At 69.9% G+C, this 18,910-nt stretch carries 16 protein-coding genes; 3 read left to right on the top strand and 13 right to left on the bottom strand.

Annotated elements, in window-relative coordinates:
• Window positions 1-43: 43 nt before the first annotated feature.
• The 5 genes from ACFU8V_RS15805 to ACFU8V_RS15785 all read right to left on the bottom strand — a co-directional run bounded on the left by ACFU8V_RS15805 (window position 44) and on the right by ACFU8V_RS15785 (window position 5,546).
• Window positions 44-946, bottom strand: coding sequence for a MetQ/NlpA family ABC transporter substrate-binding protein (locus ACFU8V_RS15805; protein WP_025105627.1), 903 nt, complete (start codon window positions 944-946; stop codon window positions 44-46).
• A gap of 101 nt (window positions 947-1,047) precedes the next feature.
• Window positions 1,048-1,692: a hypothetical protein gene (locus ACFU8V_RS15800; protein ID WP_378872635.1), complete on the bottom strand. Its 645-nt coding sequence runs from the start codon at window positions 1,690-1,692 to the stop codon at window positions 1,048-1,050.
• A gap of 8 nt (window positions 1,693-1,700) precedes the next feature.
• Complete coding sequence (locus ACFU8V_RS15795; RefSeq protein ID WP_378872632.1) at window positions 1,701-2,831, bottom strand: cation:proton antiporter; 1,131 nt, start codon at window positions 2,829-2,831, stop codon at window positions 1,701-1,703.
• Between the two features lie 39 nt (window positions 2,832-2,870).
• Window positions 2,871-4,739: an ABC-F family ATP-binding cassette domain-containing protein gene (locus ACFU8V_RS15790; protein WP_025105625.1), complete on the bottom strand. Its 1,869-nt coding sequence runs from the start codon at window positions 4,737-4,739 to the stop codon at window positions 2,871-2,873.
• Window positions 4,740-4,781: 42 nt separating this feature from the next.
• Window positions 4,782-5,546, bottom strand: coding sequence for an alpha/beta fold hydrolase (locus tag ACFU8V_RS15785; protein ID WP_025105624.1), 765 nt, complete (start codon window positions 5,544-5,546; stop codon window positions 4,782-4,784).
• Between the two features lie 102 nt (window positions 5,547-5,648).
• Here ACFU8V_RS15785 and ACFU8V_RS15780 point away from each other — a divergent pair, with 102 nt between their 5' ends.
• On the top strand, window positions 5,649-7,055 hold the full coding sequence (locus ACFU8V_RS15780) for a DUF222 domain-containing protein (RefSeq protein ID WP_378872628.1): 1,407 nt from the start codon (window positions 5,649-5,651) through the stop codon (window positions 7,053-7,055).
• Between the two features lie 98 nt (window positions 7,056-7,153).
• Window positions 7,154-8,335 (top strand): Cmx/CmrA family chloramphenicol efflux MFS transporter, encoded by a 1,182-nt coding sequence (locus tag ACFU8V_RS15775; RefSeq protein ID WP_085606084.1) that lies wholly within the window; start codon window positions 7,154-7,156, stop codon window positions 8,333-8,335.
• Window positions 8,336-8,443: 108 nt separating this feature from the next.
• Here ACFU8V_RS15775 and ACFU8V_RS15770 read toward each other — a convergent pair whose 3' ends face one another.
• The 7 genes from ACFU8V_RS15770 to rsmA all read right to left on the bottom strand — a co-directional run bounded on the left by ACFU8V_RS15770 (window position 8,444) and on the right by rsmA (window position 16,683).
• On the bottom strand, window positions 8,444-9,562 hold the full coding sequence (locus tag ACFU8V_RS15770) for a sugar-binding protein (protein WP_126893588.1): 1,119 nt from the start codon (window positions 9,560-9,562) through the stop codon (window positions 8,444-8,446).
• Between the two features lie 59 nt (window positions 9,563-9,621).
• Window positions 9,622-10,992, bottom strand: a complete 1,371-nt coding sequence (mmsB, locus tag ACFU8V_RS15765) for a multiple monosaccharide ABC transporter permease (protein WP_025105620.1) — start codon at window positions 10,990-10,992, stop codon at window positions 9,622-9,624.
• Entirely contained in the window at window positions 10,989-12,509 is a 1,521-nt protein-coding gene (gene mmsA, locus ACFU8V_RS15760; protein ID WP_274543256.1) for a multiple monosaccharide ABC transporter ATP-binding protein, read from the bottom strand. The genes mmsB and mmsA overlap by 4 nt, the downstream gene beginning before the upstream one ends.
• Before the next feature lie 153 nt (window positions 12,510-12,662).
• Window positions 12,663-13,676 carry a LacI family DNA-binding transcriptional regulator gene (locus tag ACFU8V_RS15755; protein ID WP_249521340.1) on the bottom strand — a complete coding sequence of 338 codons (1,014 nt, stop codon included), beginning with the start codon at window positions 13,674-13,676 and terminating at the stop codon, window positions 12,663-12,665.
• A gap of 120 nt (window positions 13,677-13,796) precedes the next feature.
• A complete protein-coding gene (locus tag ACFU8V_RS15750; protein ID WP_126893585.1) occupies window positions 13,797-14,729 on the bottom strand; it encodes a 4-(cytidine 5'-diphospho)-2-C-methyl-D-erythritol kinase in 933 nt (310 codons plus the stop codon).
• 7 nt (window positions 14,730-14,736) lie between these two features.
• Window positions 14,737-15,804 (bottom strand): L-glyceraldehyde 3-phosphate reductase, encoded by a 1,068-nt coding sequence (gene mgrA / locus ACFU8V_RS15745; protein WP_085606093.1) that lies wholly within the window; start codon window positions 15,802-15,804, stop codon window positions 14,737-14,739.
• A gap of 9 nt (window positions 15,805-15,813) precedes the next feature.
• On the bottom strand, window positions 15,814-16,683 hold the full coding sequence (gene rsmA / locus ACFU8V_RS15740) for a 16S rRNA (adenine(1518)-N(6)/adenine(1519)-N(6))-dimethyltransferase RsmA (RefSeq protein ID WP_378872621.1): 870 nt from the start codon (window positions 16,681-16,683) through the stop codon (window positions 15,814-15,816).
• A gap of 73 nt (window positions 16,684-16,756) precedes the next feature.
• On the opposite strand from rsmA, the gene ACFU8V_RS15735 reads away from it, so the two are divergent.
• Complete coding sequence (locus ACFU8V_RS15735) at window positions 16,757-18,043, top strand: MFS transporter (protein ID WP_126893583.1); 1,287 nt, start codon at window positions 16,757-16,759, stop codon at window positions 18,041-18,043.
• On the opposite strand, the gene ACFU8V_RS15730 is transcribed toward ACFU8V_RS15735, so the two are convergent.
• Window positions 18,022-18,900: a TatD family hydrolase gene (locus tag ACFU8V_RS15730; RefSeq protein WP_126893582.1), complete on the bottom strand. Its 879-nt coding sequence runs from the start codon at window positions 18,898-18,900 to the stop codon at window positions 18,022-18,024. The two genes, ACFU8V_RS15735 and ACFU8V_RS15730, sit on opposite strands and share 22 nt — an antisense overlap.
• Window positions 18,901-18,910: the final 10 nt, after the last annotated feature.

Genomic DNA, 18,910 nt, shown 5'->3' with positions numbered 1-18,910 from the left:
TTCTCCCTCATCGAACAGGGGGCAGATGACGCCCCGCGGCCGACTACTTCTCTGCGGCGTCCTTCTGGACCTTCTCCAGCGAGGCCACGAGGTCCTCCACCGGCGTGCGCAGCGCCACCGCGGTGTCGCCGGAGGACTCGAGCAGCCCCGCCTGCACATCCTCGTTCGTCTGGAAGATCTCGACGAGCTTCTGGTACGTCTCGTTGTCCGCGTCCTCCGCGCGCGCGGCGAAGATGTTGACGTACGGGAGGGCGTTCGGGTCCTCCGGGTCGTCCTGCGCGATCGCGTCGTCGAACGTCAGTCCGGCGTCCTCGACGAAGTCGTTGTTGATGATCGCGGCCGCGACGTCCGGGAGCGAGGTCGGGATGAGCGCACCTTCGAGGGCCGTCACCTTCACCTTCGACTTGTCGGCATCGATGTCGGCGAGGTCGGAGTACGGCGTGCCGCCGCTCTTGAGCTCGAGCAGGCCCGCCTGCTGCAGCACGTTGAGCGCGCGTGCCTGGTTCGAGGCGTCGTCGGGAACCGCGACCGTGTCGCCCTTCTTGATGTCGTCGACGTCGTCGTACTTCGTCGAGTACAGGCCGAGCGGGTAGATGGCGGTCGAGCCGATGGGCGTGAGGTCGGAACCCGAGGCGTTGTTGTACTCCGCGAGGTACACGATGTGCTGGAACTGGTTGAGGTCGATCTCGCCCTCGGTCAGCGCCGGGTTCGGCTGCTCGTAGGACCCGAAGTCGACGAGCTCGACCGTGATGCCCTCGTCGGCGGCGGCCTCGACGAAGGGCGCCCACTGCGCGTCGCCCTTCCCGACGACACCGATCTTGACGGTCTCGTTCTCGGAGCCGCCGTCGCCGGAACCCGCGTCGGACGAGGTGGCGCACCCGGCGAGGGCGACGAACAGCGGGACCACGGCGAGCGCGGCGAGGGCGGAGGTGGTGCGGCGGGACATGATGAGGGTTCCTTCCTGGCGGGACTCGACAACGTTAGGCAGGAGGGCGCGCTGTCGCGGAATCGGGATGTCACACGGCGTCACAGCCGTGCGGGATCGGATCAGTCGAACTCTTCGATGCCCTGCAGACGCACCTGCTCCGGGTCGAGACGGGCGGAGATCCGGCGGACCACCATGTCGTCCACGGTGCCGGCGCCGCGGAGCCCGAGCAGCACCTCGCGCTTGCGGTCGAGCAGCGCGAGCTTGAGCCGGGTGTGCTCCTCGTGCCGCACGAGCGGCGAGCGCTGGGCGAGGTCCACGTCGGCGGAGGTCGCGATCATCTGCAGCGTCGTGCCGTCCGTCGCCTCGGGGTCGGGGGCGGTCCCTGCCGACACCGCCACGTTACCCGCGTCCTCGTCATCGTCCTCGCGGCTGCGCGCCTCTCCCCCGGTGCCGTAGGGATCGGGGGCGCCGAGCATCTCGTCCAGGGCGTCGGCCTCGGCGTCGATGAGCGCCTGCTCCCGCGCGAGCGTCCGGGCGTTCGCGAACTCCAGCGCCTGGTACCCCTCGGCGCGCACCCGATCGCGCACCTCCTGGCCGATGCCGTGCTCCGCGGCGAGGTCGTCGAGCGCGGCCAGGGCCGCACCCGAGATCGCCCGCTCGGCGAGCTCGTACTCCTCGTCCTCGGCATGGTCGACCGGGAATCGCGCCCAGCGCACGAGCGCCGGAAGGAGAGGCGCCTGCACGAGGAGGCTGAGCAGGATCACCCCGGCGGTCAGAAGACGATCTCGTCACGCCCGCCCACCATGCTCCCTGCGGAGACACCGGTCGGCACCGACAGCGCGATCGCCAGCGACACCGCGCCGCGCATGCCGGCGACCGTGGACACGAGTCGGGCGCGGGAGCGGGCGCCGCGCGGCGGGCGTTCGGCCGGGCGGCGCTGGAACAGCACGTTGAGGAGCTGGAACACGTACCGCACGGCGAAGAGCGTCGCCCACACGGCGAGCGTCACGAGCACCAGGCGGCCGATGGCGGCGGCGGAGATCTCGTGGGCGACGAACTGCACCTCGAGGCCGATGAGCACGAACAGCGCCCCGTTCAGCAGGAAGACGCCGAACGGCCAGGCCGCGTCGGCCTGTCGGCGCGAGGCCGCCGTCGTCACGCGCGGCGACACCCAGGCGACGATGAGTCCGGCCACGACCACGGCGAGCACCCCGGACGCGTGGACGAGTTCGGCGAGCAGGAACGCGGAGAACGGCACGAGCAGCAGCGTGACGTTGATGACGATGGTGGAGGAGATGCGGCGCAGCAGCAGCGTGGCCAGGGCCGCGACGACGATCCCCGCGGCGATCCCGCCCACGTACGACACCAGCACGTCCCAGGTGACCGAGAGCGGCGTGACCTGGCCGCCCAGCGCGAGGGACACCGCGATGGCGTAGAGCACGAGCGCGGTGCCGTCGTTGGTCAGGCTCTCGGCCTTGAGCTTCATGAACATCCGACGAGGCAGCAGCCGGCCGAGGGCGGCGACGGCCGTGGCGTCGGGCGGCGCGACCGCGGCCCCGAGGATGAGGGCGATCTCCCAGGGCATGCCGAACAGCACGCCGATGCCGGCCACCGCGAACGCGGAGGCGACGACGAGGAGCGTGCTCATCGGCACGATGTAGCGGAAGTCGCGGCGGATAGACCGCAGCGATGTCGTGAGGCTCTCCCAGAACAGCATCACCGGCAGGAACAGCAGCAGGACGGTCTCCGGCGGCAGCTGGACCTCGCGCAGCGGCGGGATGAATCCCAGCAACAGTCCGAGGATGACGAGGACGAGGGGCAGCGCGAGACGCACGCGCGGGGCGATCAGGGTTCCGACGAGGATCGTGAGTCCGAGCAGGACGGTTACTTCGAGGCCTTCCATCGCTACTCCCAACAGTCGTGGGAGAAGGATATTCCTCCGTCAGCCGATCTGCTCCGTGAGTTCGAACCAGCGCAGCTCCAGCTCCTCGATCTCGGCCTCCTGCGCCGTGATCGCCTTCATCCGCTCGCCGAGGCCCGCATAGTCGGACTGGTCGTGGTCGGCGAGGGCGTGCTTGGCCGCGTCGACCTGCTGCGTGAGCTTCTGGATGCGACGCTCGAGGGCGGCGGCTTCCTTCTGCGCCGCCCGGAGAGCCGCGCCGTCGAGACCGCTCGCTGCGGGGGCCGATGCCGCCGTCGAGGTCGTCGAGGCGCTCTCGACGCGCTGCCGCAGACGAAGGTACTCGTCGACGCCGCCCGGGAGATGGCGCAGGCGCCCCGCGCCGTCCGGACCGGGAAGGATCGCGTACTGCTGATCCGTCACCCGCTCCAGGAAGTACCGGTCGTGGCTCACGACGAGGAGGGTGCCCGACCAGGAGTCGAGGAGGTCCTCGATCGCGGCGAGCATGTCGGTGTCCATGTCGTTCGTGGGCTCGTCGAGGATGAGCACGTTCGGCTGGTCGAGCAGCACGAGCAGCAGCTGCAACCGGCGCTGCTGACCGCCGGAGAGATCCTTCACCGGCGTCGAGAGCTGAGCCGAGGAGAACCCGAGCCGCTCCAGGAGCTGTCCTGGTGTGAGGTCCTGCGCCTTCGACCCGGCGCCGAGCGTGTACGACGTGCGCAGACCCGAGATGACCACGCGCACGGGGTCGTTCCAGTGCGGGAGGAGTTCGTCGAGGCGCTGCGTGAGCGTGCGCACCTGCACGGTCTTCCCCCGCTTGATCCGCCCCTCGGTGGGCTCGACCGTGCCGGAGATGAGCCCCAGGAGTGTGGACTTCCCGGCGCCGTTCACGCCGAGGATGCCCGTGCGCTCGCCCGGGGCGATCCGCCACTCCACATCCTTCAGCACGGTCTTCCCACCGGTTCCGGATCCCGCCTGGGTCCCTGAGCCTGCCGAAGCCTGGGTCCCTGAGCCTGTCGAAGGGTACGTCACCCCCACATCGAGCAGGTCGACGACGTCCTTGCCCAGCCGCGAGACGGCGAGCGACTGCAGCGAGACCTTGTCGCGGATCTCGGGCACGTCGGCGATGAGCTCGTTGGCCGCATCGATGCGGAACTTGGGCTTGCTGGTGCGGGCCGGGGCACCGCGGCGCAGCCAGGCGAGCTCCTTGCGGGCGAGGTTCTGCCGCTTCGCCTCGGTCGCCGCCGCCATGCGGTCGCGCTCGACCCGCTGCAGGATGTACGCCGCATAGCCGCCCTCGAAGGGCTCCACGATGCGGTCGTGCACCTCCCACGTCTCGGTGCAGATCTCGTCGAGGAACCACCGGTCATGGGTCACGACGAGGAGGGCTCCGGCGTTCGCGGGCCAGCGCTTCTTGAGGTGCCCGGCGAGCCAGGTGATCGCCTCGACGTCGAGGTGGTTCGTCGGCTCGTCGAGAGCGATGACGTCCCAGTCCCCGGTGAGCAGATTCGCGAGCGACACGCGGCGGCGCTGACCGCCGGAGAGGGAGCCGACCTGCGCGTCCCAGGGAAGATCGGTCAGCAGCCCCTCGATCACGTCGCGGACGCGGGCGTCACCGGCCCATTCGTGCTCGGCCATGTCGCCGACCACGGCGGCGCCGATCGTGATGTCGTCGGGGAGGGTGTCGGCCTGGTCCAGCACGCCGATGCGGGTGCCGCCGCGGACGGTCACCCGACCGGAGTCCGGCTGCTTCGTGCCGGCGAGCATGCCGAGAAGGCTCGACTTGCCGTCGCCGTTCCGGCCGACGATGCCGATGCGGTCGCCCTCCTCGATGCCGAGGGTCACGGCGTCGAAGACGACGCGGGTCGGGTATTCGAGGTGCAGGGCTTCGGCCCCGAGAAGATGTGCCATGTCCTCTCCAGGGTAGTCGCGCCGCGTCGGACGGTCTCCCGGTCAGACCAGCGACGGGGCGAAGAGCTCCGGCAGCGCGGCGGTGAAGACCTCGAAGTGGCTGTACCAGACGGTGTGAGCGGCCCCGGGGATGCTGCGCACCGTGACCCCGCCATGCTCGAACCGCCGCGCGTCCTCGTCGGTGACCCAGGCACTGGGTTCCGCGCGGACGACGATGGAGCCGGGGGCGGCGGTCCAATGACCGTCCTCCCCGCAGGAGACGGAGGCCGCGGTCGGCGGATCGAAGCGCTCGGCCGCCCGCGCCTCGACCGTGGCATCGTCGACGGAGTAGAAGGGCCGGAGCCGGCGGAGCTCGGCGGGCGACATGCGCGCGCGGCGGTCGTGCTCGTACTGCGAGATGAGAGAGGCGCGGTCCTGGCCGCCCTGGAGGGCGAGCGGCGCGTCGACGTAGACCGCGAGACTCGGATCGAGGCGGGGCGCGGCGGCGGCGAGCACGGTGGCGCCGAAGGAGTGCCCGACGGCGACGGCGAGCGGCGAGGCCGCCCCGTCCCCCGCTGCGGAACCTGCCCCCGGAGGGAGCGCCGTCTGCGCGAGCGTGGCGACGACGGCATCGGCCGCCGTCTCGATCGTGAGCTCCGGGTCACGCGGAGAGAGGCCGTGGCCGGGCAGATCGAGCGCGAGCACGCGGAAGCCGCGTTCCACGAGCAGCGGGACCACGCGGTGCCAGCTCTCGGCGGACCCCATCATGCCGTGCAGCAGCACGGCGACGCGGTCGCCCTCCCCGGCTTCGATGACGTTCAGGAGCACGGAGCCAGTCAACCACGGTCGTTATCCTTTCGTGATACGACTTTCGGCCAGAATCCTTCGAATCTTCGTTCGAATGTCGGTGGTCGGTGATGGACTGCCGTCATGCCCGCACTGCTCGACGCGACCGACTCCCAGATGGCGATGCTCGCCGATCTGGTGGAGGGGCTGGAAGCGGCGGAGAAGACGCTGAGCAGCATGCAGGCGGCCCGCGACGGACTGCTCGCGATGGCGGGGCGACTGGCGGTCGACATCGCCCGGCAGGCTCGGCATCCGGACGGCGGCGACATGGCGATCCGCACGGTCGCCGCGGAGATCGGGGCCGCACAGCGCGTCAGCGACCGCACGATCGAGCGGCGGATGTCCGATGCGTCCTGGTTGGTCGAACGGTTCCCCGCCGTCTGGGAGGCTCAGGGCGCCGGGCGGATCAGCGCCGCGCATGCACGCGTGATCGTGGAGGCGGGGGCTCACCTCCATGACCCGGACGACCGTTCGCGTTTCGCGGCGGAGGCGATCGAGGTGGCCGCTGCGGAATCTCCGAACCGGATACGCCGACTCGTGCGCCGACTGGCCGACCGGTTCCGGGAGCGGACCCTCGTCGAGCGACATCGTGACGCCAGGGAGCTGCGCCGCGTCTGGGTGACCGATCTCGAGGACGGCATGGCCGAGCTCGGCGCGCGTGGCCCCGCGGCGCTCGTGCACGGGATGTACGACCGGCTCTCCCAGATGGCGCATGCCGTGCGGGAGGAGAACGCGCAGGCACGGCGTCGGGAGGCGGAGGAGAGCATCCTCGACGACAGGACCGTGGATCAGCTGCGCGCGGATCTGCTCGCCGACCTCGTCCTGACCGGCGCTCCGGCGGGCCATGACTCGGAAGAGGGGCTGCTCTCGGAGCTTCGGGCGCGCGTCGAGGTCACCGTGCCGGTGCTGACGCTGATGCACGGGGAGCAGGAACGGACGACAGAGGGCACTCGGATCCTCGCCGCCGAGCTGGACGGGGTCATCCCGATCGATCCGGCCACGGCCCGCCGTCTGGCCGGCGCGGCGAGCGGCTGGGACCGGGTGCTCACCCACCCGATCAGCGGGGCGCTGCTGGCCGTCGACCGGTATCGCCCGAGCGAAGACCTCCGCCGACACCTGCGGGCCCGCGATCAACGCTGCCGCTTCCCGGGCTGCGGCCTCGCACCGCGGAAGTGTGACCTCGATCACAATCACGATGCGGCGCTCGGCGGAGAGACCGCGCACGACAGCCTCGCGACATTCTGCCGACGACATCACATGCTCAAACACCACTCCCCGTGGCACGTCGAGCAGGGGCCGGGCGGCGTTCTGGAGTGGACGAGCCCCACCGGCCGGACCTACATCGACCGACCGCCGCCTCCGCACACCGTCACCTTCGCCGAGGAACCTCCGTGGTCTCCCGCCGTCAGCCCTAGAGTGGAGGGCATGTCGAGCCCCGAATCAGACAGGTCGGGGGCTGCCGGTCACACCGTCAGCCCCGCGAACCGCTGATCCCTTCGTCCGCCCTGCCGGCGGGCGCGCGCCGGTGACCCGGGCGCTGACCGTGGTGACGAGAAGCATTCCTCTTCCCTCTCACCTCGGAGCACTCGATGCCTTTCCCCCTCTATGCCCTTGCCCTGGCGGTCTTCGTCATGGGCACCTCCGAATTCATGCTCGCGGGACTCCTCCCCGCGATCGCGCACGAGCTCGACGTCCCGGTCGGCACGGCGGGCCTCCTCACCTCCGCCTTCGCGGTCGGCATGGTCATCGGCGCACCCGCCATGGCCGCGTTCGCGCGCAGCTGGCCCCCACGCCGCACACTCGTCGCCTGCCTCGTGCTCTTCGCCGCCTGCCATGCCGTCGGCGCGGTGACGTCCCTGTTCGAGCTTCTGCTCGTCACGCGCGTACTCAGCGCCCTCGCGAACGCCGGCTTCCTCGCCGTCGCCCTGCGCACGGCGACCCTCCTCGTCCCCCGCGAGCGCACCGGACGAGCGCTCGCGGTGCTGCTCTCCGGGACGACCGTCGCCACCATCGTCGGCGTCCCTGTGGGCGCCATCCTCGGCACCGCGCTGAGCTGGCGGGCGACCTTCGCCGCTGTCGCGCTCCTCTGCCTCCCTGCGCTGCTCGGAATCCTCCGCGGCGTGCCGACGACGATCCCGGGCACGGAGCCTGACCCCGCCCCGGCACCACTCCCCCGGAAGGAACCGGCCCTCCGCACGGAGCTCGCGCTCCTGGGGACACCGCGCCTGGCCCTCGCGATGACCCTGGCGGCCCTGGTGAACGCGGGGACCTTCGCGGTCTTCACGTTCCTCGCGCCGATCGTCACCGAGGTCGCGGGCCTGCCCGACGCTGCGGTCCCGCTCGCGCTGGTCCTGTTCGGCATCGGCTCGTTCCTCGGCGTGACCATCGCGGGTCGGTTCGCCGATCGACATGCCGGTGTCCTCCTCGCGGTCGGCGGCCCGCTGCTCCTCGGCGGCTGGATCGTCCTGGCGGCGGTCGCGACGCAGCCGATACCCCTGCTGTTCCTCGTCTTCGCGCAGGGCATGGCCTCGTTCGGCGTCGGAAGCACACTGATCACCCGGGTGCTGTATGCCGCCTCCGGCGCCCCGACCATGGGAGGGTCCTACGCCACCGCGGCCTTGAACATCGGCGCTGTGATCGGACCGGCGTCGGGAGCGTGGACCCTCGCGAGCGGGGCGGGCGCGCTCTCCCCCGTCGCTCTCGCGGCCACGCTGACGATGGCCGCGCTCCTCCTCGCCCTGGCGACGCGGCGATGGCAGCCCGTCGACTGAAGGCAGGACGGTGACGCGCCGCAACGGCGACGAGCCGCCCGGACCCGAGGGTCCGGACGGCTCGTCGTGTCCGATGTTCTCTGGGAACCCGGATGTTCGCGCTACGGCTTACTCGTACGACTTCACGATCTCGAGGAGGCTCGGGACGTTGGCGTAGGCCTCGGCCGCGTTCTCCTTGGTCACGATGACCGGCGGGAGCAGGTAGGCCGGGACGACCTTCTTGCCGTTGTCGTACTGGTCGGTGTCGTTGACGTCGACCTCGTCACCCTTCTGGAGCTGACCGACCATCTTGATGGCCTGCTCCACGAGCAGCGTGGTGTCCTTGTTGATCGTGGAGTACTGCACGCCCTCCATGATCGACTTCACCGACTCGACCTCGGAGTCCTGACCGGTGACCACCGGGACGGGCTTGCCGGCCTGCTGCGCCGAGGTGATGATGGCGCGGGCGAGGGTGTCGTTCGGGGACAGGACGCCGTCGAGGGTCTCCGAGCCGTAGCTCGACGTGAGGATCGAGTCCATCCGGCGCTGGGCGTTCTCCGGCTTCCAGCCCTCGGTCGCCGTCTGGGAGATCTCGGTCTGCCCGGAGACGACGTTCAGCGTGCCGTCGTCGATCTTCGGCTGCAGCACCTCCATCGCCCCGTTGAAGAACACCGCCGAGTTGGCGTCGTCCGGCGAGCCCGAGAACAGCTCGATGTTGTACGGCGCCTCGTGATCCGCGCGCTCGGCGAGCCCGTCGAGCAGCGCCTGGCCCTGGAGCTTGCCGACCTCGAAGTTGTCGAAGGCGACGTAGTAGTCCACCGCGTCGGTGTTCTCGATGAGACGGTCGTAGGCGATGACCGCGACACCGGCGTCGCGCGCGGCCTCCACCTGCGTGGTGAGCTGCTTGCCGTCCTTGGCGCCGATGATGATGACCTTGGCGCCACCGGTGACCATCGCCTGGATCTGGTTCTGCTGCTCGGCGACCGTGTTGCTGGCGGGCGCGTACTGCACGTCCGCCTTGAAGCCGGCCTCTTCGAGACCGTCGGTGAACAGCTGACCGGCCAGGACCCAGTTCTCCGAGGTCTTGTCGGGCAGAGCGACACCGATCGTGGAGCCGGCGTCGAAGCCCGAGGCGGCCTCATCGCCCGACCCCGAACCCGAGTCACCGCCGCGCTCCGAGGAGCAGCCGGTGAGGGCGAATGCGCCCGCGACGACAAGCGCTGTCGCCGACAGAAGGATCTTCTTCATGTGATCTCTTTCTCTGGTGTGTGCAGGTCCCGTCGCGCCTGCGTTGCGCGACGCGGCCCTTACTTTCCGCGCGTCTCCTCGACGGCGGGGGCTTCGTACTTCTGACTGGTGGGGTAGTTCGTCTTCGTGGGATCGAACGTGTCGGTGGCCGGATCCTGCTTGCGGCCGAGACGGCGCGTGAGGAAGCCGATGATCGACGGACGGCCCTGCTGCTTGTTCCACACGTCGACGCCGACGGCGAAGAGGAGCACGAGGCCCTTGATCATCGAGACGACGTCGGCACCGGCGCCGAGCAGCGCGAGTCCGTTGTTCAGGAACGCCATCACGAGACCACCGATGATCGACCCGATCACCGTGCCGATGCCGCCGGAGACGGCCGCGCCGCCGATGAAGACGGAGGCGATCGCGTCGAGCTCCCACCCGTTGCCGTCCTGCGGGCCGGACGCGGTCGCCCTGGCGACGTAGATCATGCCGGCGAGCGAGGCGAGGACCGACATGTTCATCATCACGAAGAAGTCGACCCAGCGGTCCTTCACGCCCGAGAGGCGCGCCGCCTGGCGGTTGCCGCCGACCGCGTAGATGTGACGGCCGAAGACGGTGTTGTTCGTGATGAACGAGTAGAGGATGACGAGAGCGAGGAGGATGACGCCCGAGATCGGGAAGCTCGTGCCCTCGCGTCCGGTGGCGAACAGCCAGCCGGCGACGAGGATGACGGCCGAGATGAGGACGACCTTCGTCACGCTCACCCACAGCGGCGCCATGTCGGAGCCCATCTTGCGCTGGATGCGCCGGGTGCGGATCTCCCAGAAGACGATCCATGCGACGCCGGCGAGCGCCAGCAGCATGGTCGGGATGTTGAACGGAAGCGGCAGGGCGATCTCCGGCAGGTAGCCGGCGCCGATGATCTTGAAGCCCTCCGGCACGGGCACCGACTGCGAGTCGCCCACCGCCTGGTTCGCACCGCGGAAGAACAGCATGCCGGCCAGCGTCACGATGAACGCCGGCACCCCGACGTAGGCGACCCAGAATCCCTGCCAGGCGCCGACAAGCACGCCGACACCGAGACCGAGGAGGATGCCCAGCGGCCAGGGGAGGTTCCAGTCCTGCATGGCCTTCGCCACGACGATGCCCGTGAACGCGGCGACGGATCCGACCGAGAGGTCGATGTGCCCCATGATGATGACCATCACCATGCCGATCGCCAGGATCAGGATGTACGAGTACTGGTTGACGACGTTGATGAGGTTGCCGGAGGACAGCGTGAGGCCGGTGCCCTTGAAGATCCAGGTCAGCACCTGGAAGACGACGAGGATGACGACGAGGCTGCCGAGGATGCCGAACTGACGGAGGGTCGACTGCCCTCCCCCGAACATCTTCGTGATGTCCTTGAAGTGGAAGCCGCGCTTCGCGGTGGTCGAGTCGGTGGTCATGCGGATGCTTTCTGGGTCGCGGAGGTCATGCTGCGCATGAGGTCTTCGGGGGTCGCCTGGTCGGCCGGGATGCAGTCGGTGACCCGGCCTTCGAACACGGTGTAGATGCGGTCGGAGATGCCGAGCAGCTCGGGCAGCTCGCTGGAGATCACGATCACGCCCTTGCCCTGGGCGGCGAGCTCGTTGATGATCGCGTAGATCTCGTACTTGGCGCCGACGTCGATGCCGCGGGTGGGCTCGTCGAGGATCAGCAGGTCGGGGTCGGTGAACATCCACTTCGCCAGGACGACCTTCTGCTGGTTGCCTCCGGAGAGCTTGCCGACGCCCTCCTCCACCGACGGGGTCTTGATGCGCAGGGTCTTGCGGTAGCGCTCCGCCACCGAGAACTCCTCGCGGGAGTCGACGACGCCGTTGTGCGCGATCTTGGAGAGCTTCGCCGCGACGATGGACCGCTTTATGGTGTCGAGCAGGTTGAGCCCGAGCACCTTGCGGTCCTCGCTCACGTACGCGAGGCCGTGCTTGATCGCGGCGGCGACGTCGGGGAGCTCGATCTCCTGGCCGTCCTTGACGAGCGTGCCGGAGAGGAACGTGCCGTAGGAGCGGCCGAAGATGCTCATCGCCAGCTCGGTGCGGCCGGCGCCCATGAGGCCGGCGATGCCCACCACCTCGCCGCGGCGGACGTTGATGCTCGAGCCCTTCACGACCATGCGCTCCGGGACGGTCGGGTGCTGCACCCACCAGTCCTTGACCTCGAAGAACACCTCGCCGATCTCCGGCGTGCGGTCCGGGTAGCGGCTCTCCAGCGACCGGCCGACCATGCCGCGGATGATGCGGTCCTCGTTGATCTCGCCGCGGGAGATGTCCAGCGTCTCCACCGTGCGGCCGTCGCGGATGATCGTGATCTCGTCGGCGATCTGCTCGATCTCGTTGAGCTTGTGGCTGATCATGATCGACGCGATGCCCTTGGCCTTGAGCCCGAGGATCAGGTCGAGGAGGTGCTGCGAGTCGTTCTCGTTGAGCGCGGCGGTGGGCTCGTCGAGGATGAGCAGCTTGACGTCCTTGTTCAGCGCCTTGGCGATCTCGATGAGCTGCTGCTTGCCGACGCCGAGGGTCTTGATCGGCACGTCCGGGTCCTCGTCCAGGCCGACGCGGGCGAGGAGCTCGATGGTGCGCTCCTTCTGCGCCTGCCAGTCGATGCGGCCGAAGCGACGGATCTCGTTGCCGAGGAAGATGTTCTCGGTGACCGAGAGCTCCGGGATGAGCGCGAGCTCCTGGTGGATGATGACGATGCCGGCCTGCTCGCTGGCCGCGATGTCCTTGAAGCGCTGCTCCTGGCCGTACAGGAGGATCTCGCCGTCGTACGTGCCGTACGGGTACACCCCCGAGAGGACCTTCATCAGCGTCGACTTCCCGGCGCCGTTCTCGCCGCAGATCGCGTGGATCTCGCCGGCGCGGACGGTGATCGAGACGTCGGCGAGCGCCTTGACTCCCGGGAACTCCTTGGTGATGCGGCGCATCTCCAGGATCGGGCCTGACACGGTCGGCAACGTTGCTGTGGTGCTCACGGATCTTCCTCGCGACGTGCGGTCACCTTCGATGTGACCGTTCACATCGGTATATCGTCGTCTTCCGCGGGAGCGGTGTCAAGTCCGCGGCGTGTTTTCGTGTCGCTACCGTGATGCAGCGGATTCGCGCGCCCGCAGGAGGGTCTGCAGCGGGCCGAACGCGGGGGTCTTCTCGCCCCGGATCTCGGCGAGGAGGATGCGCACGGCGCGCCGCCCGAGCTCGGGGAAGTCCTGGTGCACCGTGCTCAGCGTCGGCGCCACGTGCGCCGCGACCGGGATGTCGTCGAAGCCGATCACGCTCACGTCATGCGGCACGCGCAGCCCGGCGTCGCGGAAGCCGTGCAGCAGTCCGATGGCCATGAGGTCGTTCGCCGCGAACACCGCCGTGAAGTCGCGCCGCAGCGAGAGCTCCTTGCCGGCGAAATAGCCGAAGTCGGCCGTCCAGTCCCCGCGGATCGGCGGGAACGTCGGCAGGTCGGCGTCGCGGAGCGCATCCAGATACCCGCGCATCCGGGACTCCGCCTCGATCCAGTCCTGCGGCCCGGCGAGATGGAGGATGTCGCTGTGGCCCAGCGCGATCAGGTGCTCGGTCGCCGCCTTCGCCCCCGCCACCTGGTCGGCGGAGAGGCTGACGCCGTCCGATCCCGAGGCGGTCTGCAGGGTCACGAAGGGCATGGTGACGTTCATGCCGCGCAGGACATGGAAGACGCGGACCTGCGGGGCGAGCACGACGATGCCGTCCACCTGCTCGCGCTCGAGCTGGCGCACGGCGTTGCCGATCGCCTCCGGCGTGGTCGCGGGGAGGTTGAGCGTGGAGACCGAGTACCCCTCCTCGCGCGCCGCGTCCTCGATGCCGGCGATCGACGACGTCGGCCCGAACTCCCCGATCGTCGCGGAGAGGATGCCGAGCATGTTCGACTTGCTCGTCACGAGCGCGCGCGCCGCGAGATTGGGACGGTAGTCGAGCACGGCGATCGCGTCGAGCACCTTCGCCTTGGTCTCCGGGCGGATGCTGGGGTGATCGTTGAGCACCCGGGAGACGGTCTGATGCGAGACGCCGGCGAGACGGGCGACGTCGCGGATGCTCGGCATACGGGCACGCTCGGAGGAGGTGGACATCCAGCCTCCTCGCGTGTGCACGGTCACATGACTACTTCATTATGTCTGCGATGACCCGCCGGGTGCACCTCGACCGTGCGTACGCTCCTCGCCGCTCGGACGCGAGGGAATCGGGCAGACTCAGCCGATGATGCGGGCTCCGGGGACGGCGCCGTGCACGTGCAGCGGATCGAGACCGTCCTCGCGGAGGGCCGTCTGCACCGCCTGCGCGGACTCGGGATCCGCGCAGAGGAGGGCCACGGTGGGCCCCGAGCCGGACACGAGACCGTGCAGCGCACCGGCCGCGACCCCGCGTTCGATGGTCTGCGCCAGATCCGGTCGCAGGTCGAGCGCGGCCGCCTGAAGGTCGTTGTGGAGTGCGTCGGCGAGCTGCCAGGCGTCTCCGGTGCGCAGCGCCTGCAGCACCGGGATCGGCACGTCGAGCGAGAGCGGCGGATCGTCGGCGAGAGCCCCCTCCTCCTCGCGCAGCTCGTCGAGCCGGGTGTACACGGCTGGCGTGGACAGCCCCTCGTCGCTGGTCACCAGCAGCCAGTCGAAGCGCCCGCGGGCGAGAGCCGGATTCAGCTGATCGCCGCGACCGGTGCCCACGGCGGTGCCGCCGTGCAACGCGAAGGGGACATCGGCACCGAGTCGCGCGGCGAGGTCGTGCAGCCGCGCAGCCGAGAGTCCTGTGCCCCACAGGGCGTCGCAGGCGACCAGGGCGGCCGCGGCGTCCGCGGAGCCCCCGCCCATACCGCCGGCGACCGGGACGCTCTTGCGGATCTGCAGCGCGACCCCTCCGGGGTGATCCGTCGCCGTCGCCAGCAGCTTGGCGGCCCGCATCGCGAGGTTCCGGTCGTCGAGCGGAACCGAGCCGTCGTCCTCCACCCCGGTCACCGTGATCGAGAAGTCGTCGGCGTCCCTGGCGATCACGTCCTCGTACAGCGAGACCGCCTGGAAGACCGTCGCGAGGGCGTGATAGCCGTCGTCATGGCGCCCGCCGACACCGAGGTAGACGTTGATCTTCCCCGGCGCGCGCACGTGCACGGACCCGGAGGACGCGGCGAGGCTCATGAGCGGGTCACAGGTCCGAGGAGGTCGCCCACAGGTTCACGTCGATGGCGCCGGCGAGCTCGTCGATGCGGCGGAGCTCCTCGTCGGTGAACGCGGGACCGTCGAGGGCGGCGAGATTCTCGTCGAGCTGCTCCGTCCGGGAGGCGCCGATGAGCGCCGAGGCGACGACCGGGGTGCGCAGCGTCCACTGCAGCGCGAGCTGCGCGAGCGACTGCCCCCGGCCCTGCGCGACCTCGTTCAGCGCTCGGAGGGTCTGGACCGCGTCCTCGGACAGCTTGCCGTTCGGCAGCGAACCGCGCTGCTGTGCGCGTTCGGCCGTGCCGTCGCCGAGGTACTTGTCGGTGAGCAGCCCCTGGGCGAGCGGGGTGAAGGCGATGGCGCCGAGGCCCGACTCCTCCAGGGTCTGCGTGAGGCCGTCCTCGATCCAGCGGTTGAGGATCGAGTACGCGGGCTGGTGGATGACCAGGGGCGTCCCCAGCTCCTTCGCCACGGCGACGGCCTCGGCCGTGCGCTCCGCGCTGTACGAGGAGATGCCGACGTACAGCGCCTTGCCCTGGCGCACCAGGGTGTCGAGCGCGCCGACCGTCTCGGCGATCGGGGTGACCGGGTCGACGCGGTGCGAGTAGAAGATGTCGACGTAGTCCAGCCCCATGCGGGTGAGCGACTGCTCGGCGCTCGCGAGGATGTACTTCCGGCTCGCATAGTCGCCGTACGGTCCGGGCCACATGTCCCAGCCGGCCTTCGACGAGATGATCAGCTCATCGCGGTAAGGACGCAGGTCCTCCGCGAAGATGCGGCCGAAGTTCTTCTCGGCCGAGCCGTACGGCGGGCCGTAGTTGTTCGCCAGGTCGAAGTGCGTGATCCCGTTGTCGAACGCGTGACGCAGGAGAGCCCGCTGGTTGTCGAGCGGGATGTTGTCGCCGAAGTTCCACCAGAGCCCGAGCGAGATCGGGGGCAGGTAGAGGCCGGAGGCGCCCACCTGACGGTAGGCGAACCGTCCGTAGCGGCCCTCGTCGGCGGCGTACGGACGGTGCAGTTCGGGGACGTCGGGGCGGAAGCGGGGGGAGTCGGTCACCGTGCCAGATTAGCCGCTGACGCCGGAACCCTCGATCGCCGTTGCGTGCTGGGCGATCCGCTGGTAGTCGTCGACCGTGAGGTCCTCCCCGCGGGCGGTCGGCGCGACGCCGGCGGCGGTGAGCACCTCGGTTGCCGCGGCGGAGCTGCCGAAGAGGCCGGAGAGGGCCTGCCGGAGCATCTTGCGCCGCTGGTTGAAGGCCGCGTCGACGATGGCGAAGGTGCGCCGGCGCTCCTCCACCGGGCCGCGCTCGCCCTCGGAGCGGTCGAAGCCGACGAGGAGGCTGTCGACGTTCGGCACCGGCCAGAACACCTGGCGGGAGACGTTCCCGGTGAGCTTCCACTCGCCGTACCAGGCGGCCTTGACGCTCGGCGAGCCGTAGATCTTCGACCCCGGCTTCGCGGCGAGCCGCTCGGCCACCTCCGCCTGCACCATCACGACGCCCCGCTGCAGGTGCGGGAACGTCTCCAGGAAGTGCAGCAGGACCGGCACCGACACGTTGTACGGCAGATTCGCGACGAGGACGGTCGGCTCGCCGGGCAGCTCCGTCACGCGGAGGGCGTCCGCGTCGACCACCGTGAGCATCCCCTCCGGGACGCCGTGCTCGTCGGCGGTCTGCGGCAGGCGGGCGGCCAGGCGGTGGTCGATCTCCACGGCGGTGACGGCGGCCCCCGCCTCGAGGATCGCGAGGGTCAGCGACCCGAGTCCCGGTCCGACCTCGACCACCCGCTCCCCCGGCTGTACACGGGCGGCCTGGACGATCTTGCGGACGGTGTTCGCGTCGACGACGAAGTTCTGTCCGAGCTTCTTGGTGGGGGTGACATCGAGCTCGGCGGCCAGACGGCGGATCTCGGTGGCCCCGAGCAAGGTGACGGTCATGGTCCCATTCTCCCGGATGACGGGCCGTGCCCGGTTCCTGGGTGATGTCCGTGATCATCGCTATCCTTCGGAGGTGCCCTCCCTCGGTGAACTGATCGCTCCGCGGCGCCTGGGCAGGGATTTCCGCTGGCTGCTCGCGTCGTCGTGGACGAGCAACATCGGAGACGGTGTGGCGCTGGCCGCCGCTCCCCTGCTCATCGCGTCGATGACGTCGTCGCCGATCCTCGTGGCCTCCGGCGCCATCCTGCAGTTCCTACCGTGGCTGCTCTTCGGACTGCACGCAGGGGCCATCGCCGACCGCTTCGATCGGCGGCGCCTGGTGATGACCGCCAACGCCGTGCGCGCCGTCGTGCTCGCGGCCCTCTGCGTGTTCCTCGTGACGGGAACCGCGAACATCGGGATCGTCCTCGCCGTCGCGTTCCTCTACGGCACCGCCGAGGTCTTCGTCGACACCGCGGGGAGCACATTGCTGCCGATGCTCGTGAAGCCGGCAGACCTCGGTATCGGGAACGCGCGCCTGCAGGCCGGGTATCTCGTCGCCAACCAGTTCGCCGGGCCGCCGCTGGGCGCGTTCCTCTTCGCCGCCGGGAGCGCATGGCCGTTCCTCGTCGAGGTGCTGTGCGTGACGCTCGCGATCGTCCTCATCTCCCGCATGGCCCGCACGCCCGTCCCGCCGCGGGAGACCGAGAGCCACCCGCCGGTGCACACCGACATCGCGGAGGGTCTGCGCTGGCTGTGGCGCAATCCGCCGGTGCGCATGCTCGTGCTCATCATCCTCGTCTTCAACGTGACCTGGGCCGCGCCGTGGGGCGTGCTCGTGCTCTACGCCACCGAGCACCTGCAGATGGGGCCCGTGGGTTACGGCGCGCTCACCACGGCGTCCGCGGCGGGCGGCATCCTCGCGACTCTGAGCTTCGGCTGGCTGGAACGGCACGTGTCGTTCGCGAGCCTGATGCGCATCGTCCTCTCGCTCGAGGTGCTCATGCATCTCGCGTTCGCGCTGACCACCACGGGCACGGTGGCCCTCGTCATCATGTTCTTCTTCGGGGCGTACGCCTTCGTGTGGGGCACGATCTCCACGACCGTCCGGCAGCGCCTCGTCCCCGCTTCCCTCCAGGGGCGCGTGGCCTCGGTCAACATGGTCGGCGTCTTCGGCGGCATGATCGTCGGTCAGGCCCTCGGCGGCGTCATCGCGCAGACCTGGGGCCTGACGGCACCGTGGTGGTTCGCCTTCGGCGGGGCGGCGATCACCCTGGTGCTGGTGTGGAAGCCCATCTCGCACATCGTCAGTGCCAAGCCCGTCGCCGAGACCGGGCCCGAGGACGTCGATCGGGAGGGTCAGCCGGCGAACGAGCCGTAGACCCGCAGCGTGTTCTCGGCGAGCTGCGCGGAGAGCTCTTCCACGTCCAGGTCGAGCTCCGCGGCCAGAAAGCGCACCGTGAGAGGCACGAGGTACGGCGCGTTCGGGCGGCCCCGCAGCGGGACCGGCGTGAGGAACGGAGCGTCCGTCTCGACGAGGAGGCGATCGAGCGGGGTGACCTTCAGCGCGTCGCGCAGGTTCTGCGCGTTCTTGAACGTCACGTTCCCGGCGAACGACAGGTAGTAGCCCGCGTCGGCGCACACCCGAGCCATCGCCTCGTCGCCGGAGAAGCAGTGGAACACGGTGCGCTCGGGGGCCCCGACCCGCGTCAGCGTCTCCAGCACGGCCTCGTGCGCATCCCGGTCGTGGATCTGCATCGCGATGCCGTGCTTCTTCGCGAGCGCGATGTGCGCCTCGAAGGAGGCGAACTGCGGCGCACGGCGCTCCGGTTCGGTGCGGAAGAAGTCGAGCCCGGTCTCGCCGATCGCGCGCGTGCGCGGATGGGCGGCGAGCTCGTCGATGACCGCGAGCGCCTCGTCGAGGCGCCCCTCCTCCGCGTACGTCGGGGCATCGTTCGGGTGGATGGCGACCGCGGCGAGGACCCGGGGGTCGGACGCGGCGGCCTCGACCGCCCAGCGGGACGACTCGATGTCTCCGGACGCCTGCACGACGCCGATGACACCGACGGCCTCCGCCCGGTCGAGCTGGGTCTTGAGAGACATGGGCTGGTCACCATCGGCGATCTCGAGGTGCGCGTGGTTGTCGTACACGGGCACCGCGAGGGGCTCCGGGGCCGCCGGATAGGTCCGGTCCTTGCGCCCGTCGCCCGAGCGCTCGCGCACGTAGGTCTCCGCCATGGTGTCCTGC

Origin of the sequence: Microbacterium sp. NPDC057658 (assembly GCF_042799975.1) — a bacterium.
Lineage (GTDB): Bacteria > Actinomycetota > Actinomycetes > Actinomycetales > Microbacteriaceae > Microbacterium.
Note: the sequence above shows the minus strand (reverse complement) of the source record. Positions and strands in the feature narration are given on the sequence as shown.

Bases quoted from the DNA above. Each gene is read 5' to 3' on its own strand.
- ACFU8V_RS15780 (WP_378872628.1), top strand. From the start codon at position 5,649: ATGCCCGCACTGCTCGACGCGACCGACTCCCAGATGGCGATGCTCGCC.
- ACFU8V_RS15775 (WP_085606084.1), top strand. From the start codon at position 7,154: ATGCCTTTCCCCCTCTATGCCCTTGCCCTGGCGGTCTTCGTCATGGGC.
- rsmA (WP_378872621.1), bottom strand. From the start codon at position 16,683: ATGACCGTCACCTTGCTCGGGGCCACCGAGATCCGCCGTCTGGCCGCC.
- ACFU8V_RS15750 (WP_126893585.1), bottom strand. From the start codon at position 14,729: ATGAGCCTCGCCGCGTCCTCCGGGTCCGTGCACGTGCGCGCGCCGGGG.
- ACFU8V_RS15730 (WP_126893582.1), bottom strand. From the start codon at position 18,900: ATGGCGGAGACCTACGTGCGCGAGCGCTCGGGCGACGGGCGCAAGGAC.
- mmsB (WP_025105620.1), bottom strand. From the start codon at position 10,992: ATGACCACCGACTCGACCACCGCGAAGCGCGGCTTCCACTTCAAGGAC.
- ACFU8V_RS15795 (WP_378872632.1), bottom strand. From the start codon at position 2,831: ATGGAAGGCCTCGAAGTAACCGTCCTGCTCGGACTCACGATCCTCGTC.
- ACFU8V_RS15790 (WP_025105625.1), bottom strand. From the start codon at position 4,739: ATGGCACATCTTCTCGGGGCCGAAGCCCTGCACCTCGAATACCCGACC.
- ACFU8V_RS15805 (WP_025105627.1), bottom strand. From the start codon at position 946: ATGTCCCGCCGCACCACCTCCGCCCTCGCCGCGCTCGCCGTGGTCCCG.
- ACFU8V_RS15755 (WP_249521340.1), bottom strand. From the start codon at position 13,676: ATGTCCACCTCCTCCGAGCGTGCCCGTATGCCGAGCATCCGCGACGTC.
- ACFU8V_RS15770 (WP_126893588.1), bottom strand. From the start codon at position 9,562: ATGAAGAAGATCCTTCTGTCGGCGACAGCGCTTGTCGTCGCGGGCGCA.
- mmsA (WP_274543256.1), bottom strand. From the start codon at position 12,509: ATGCGCCGCATCACCAAGGAGTTCCCGGGAGTCAAGGCGCTCGCCGAC.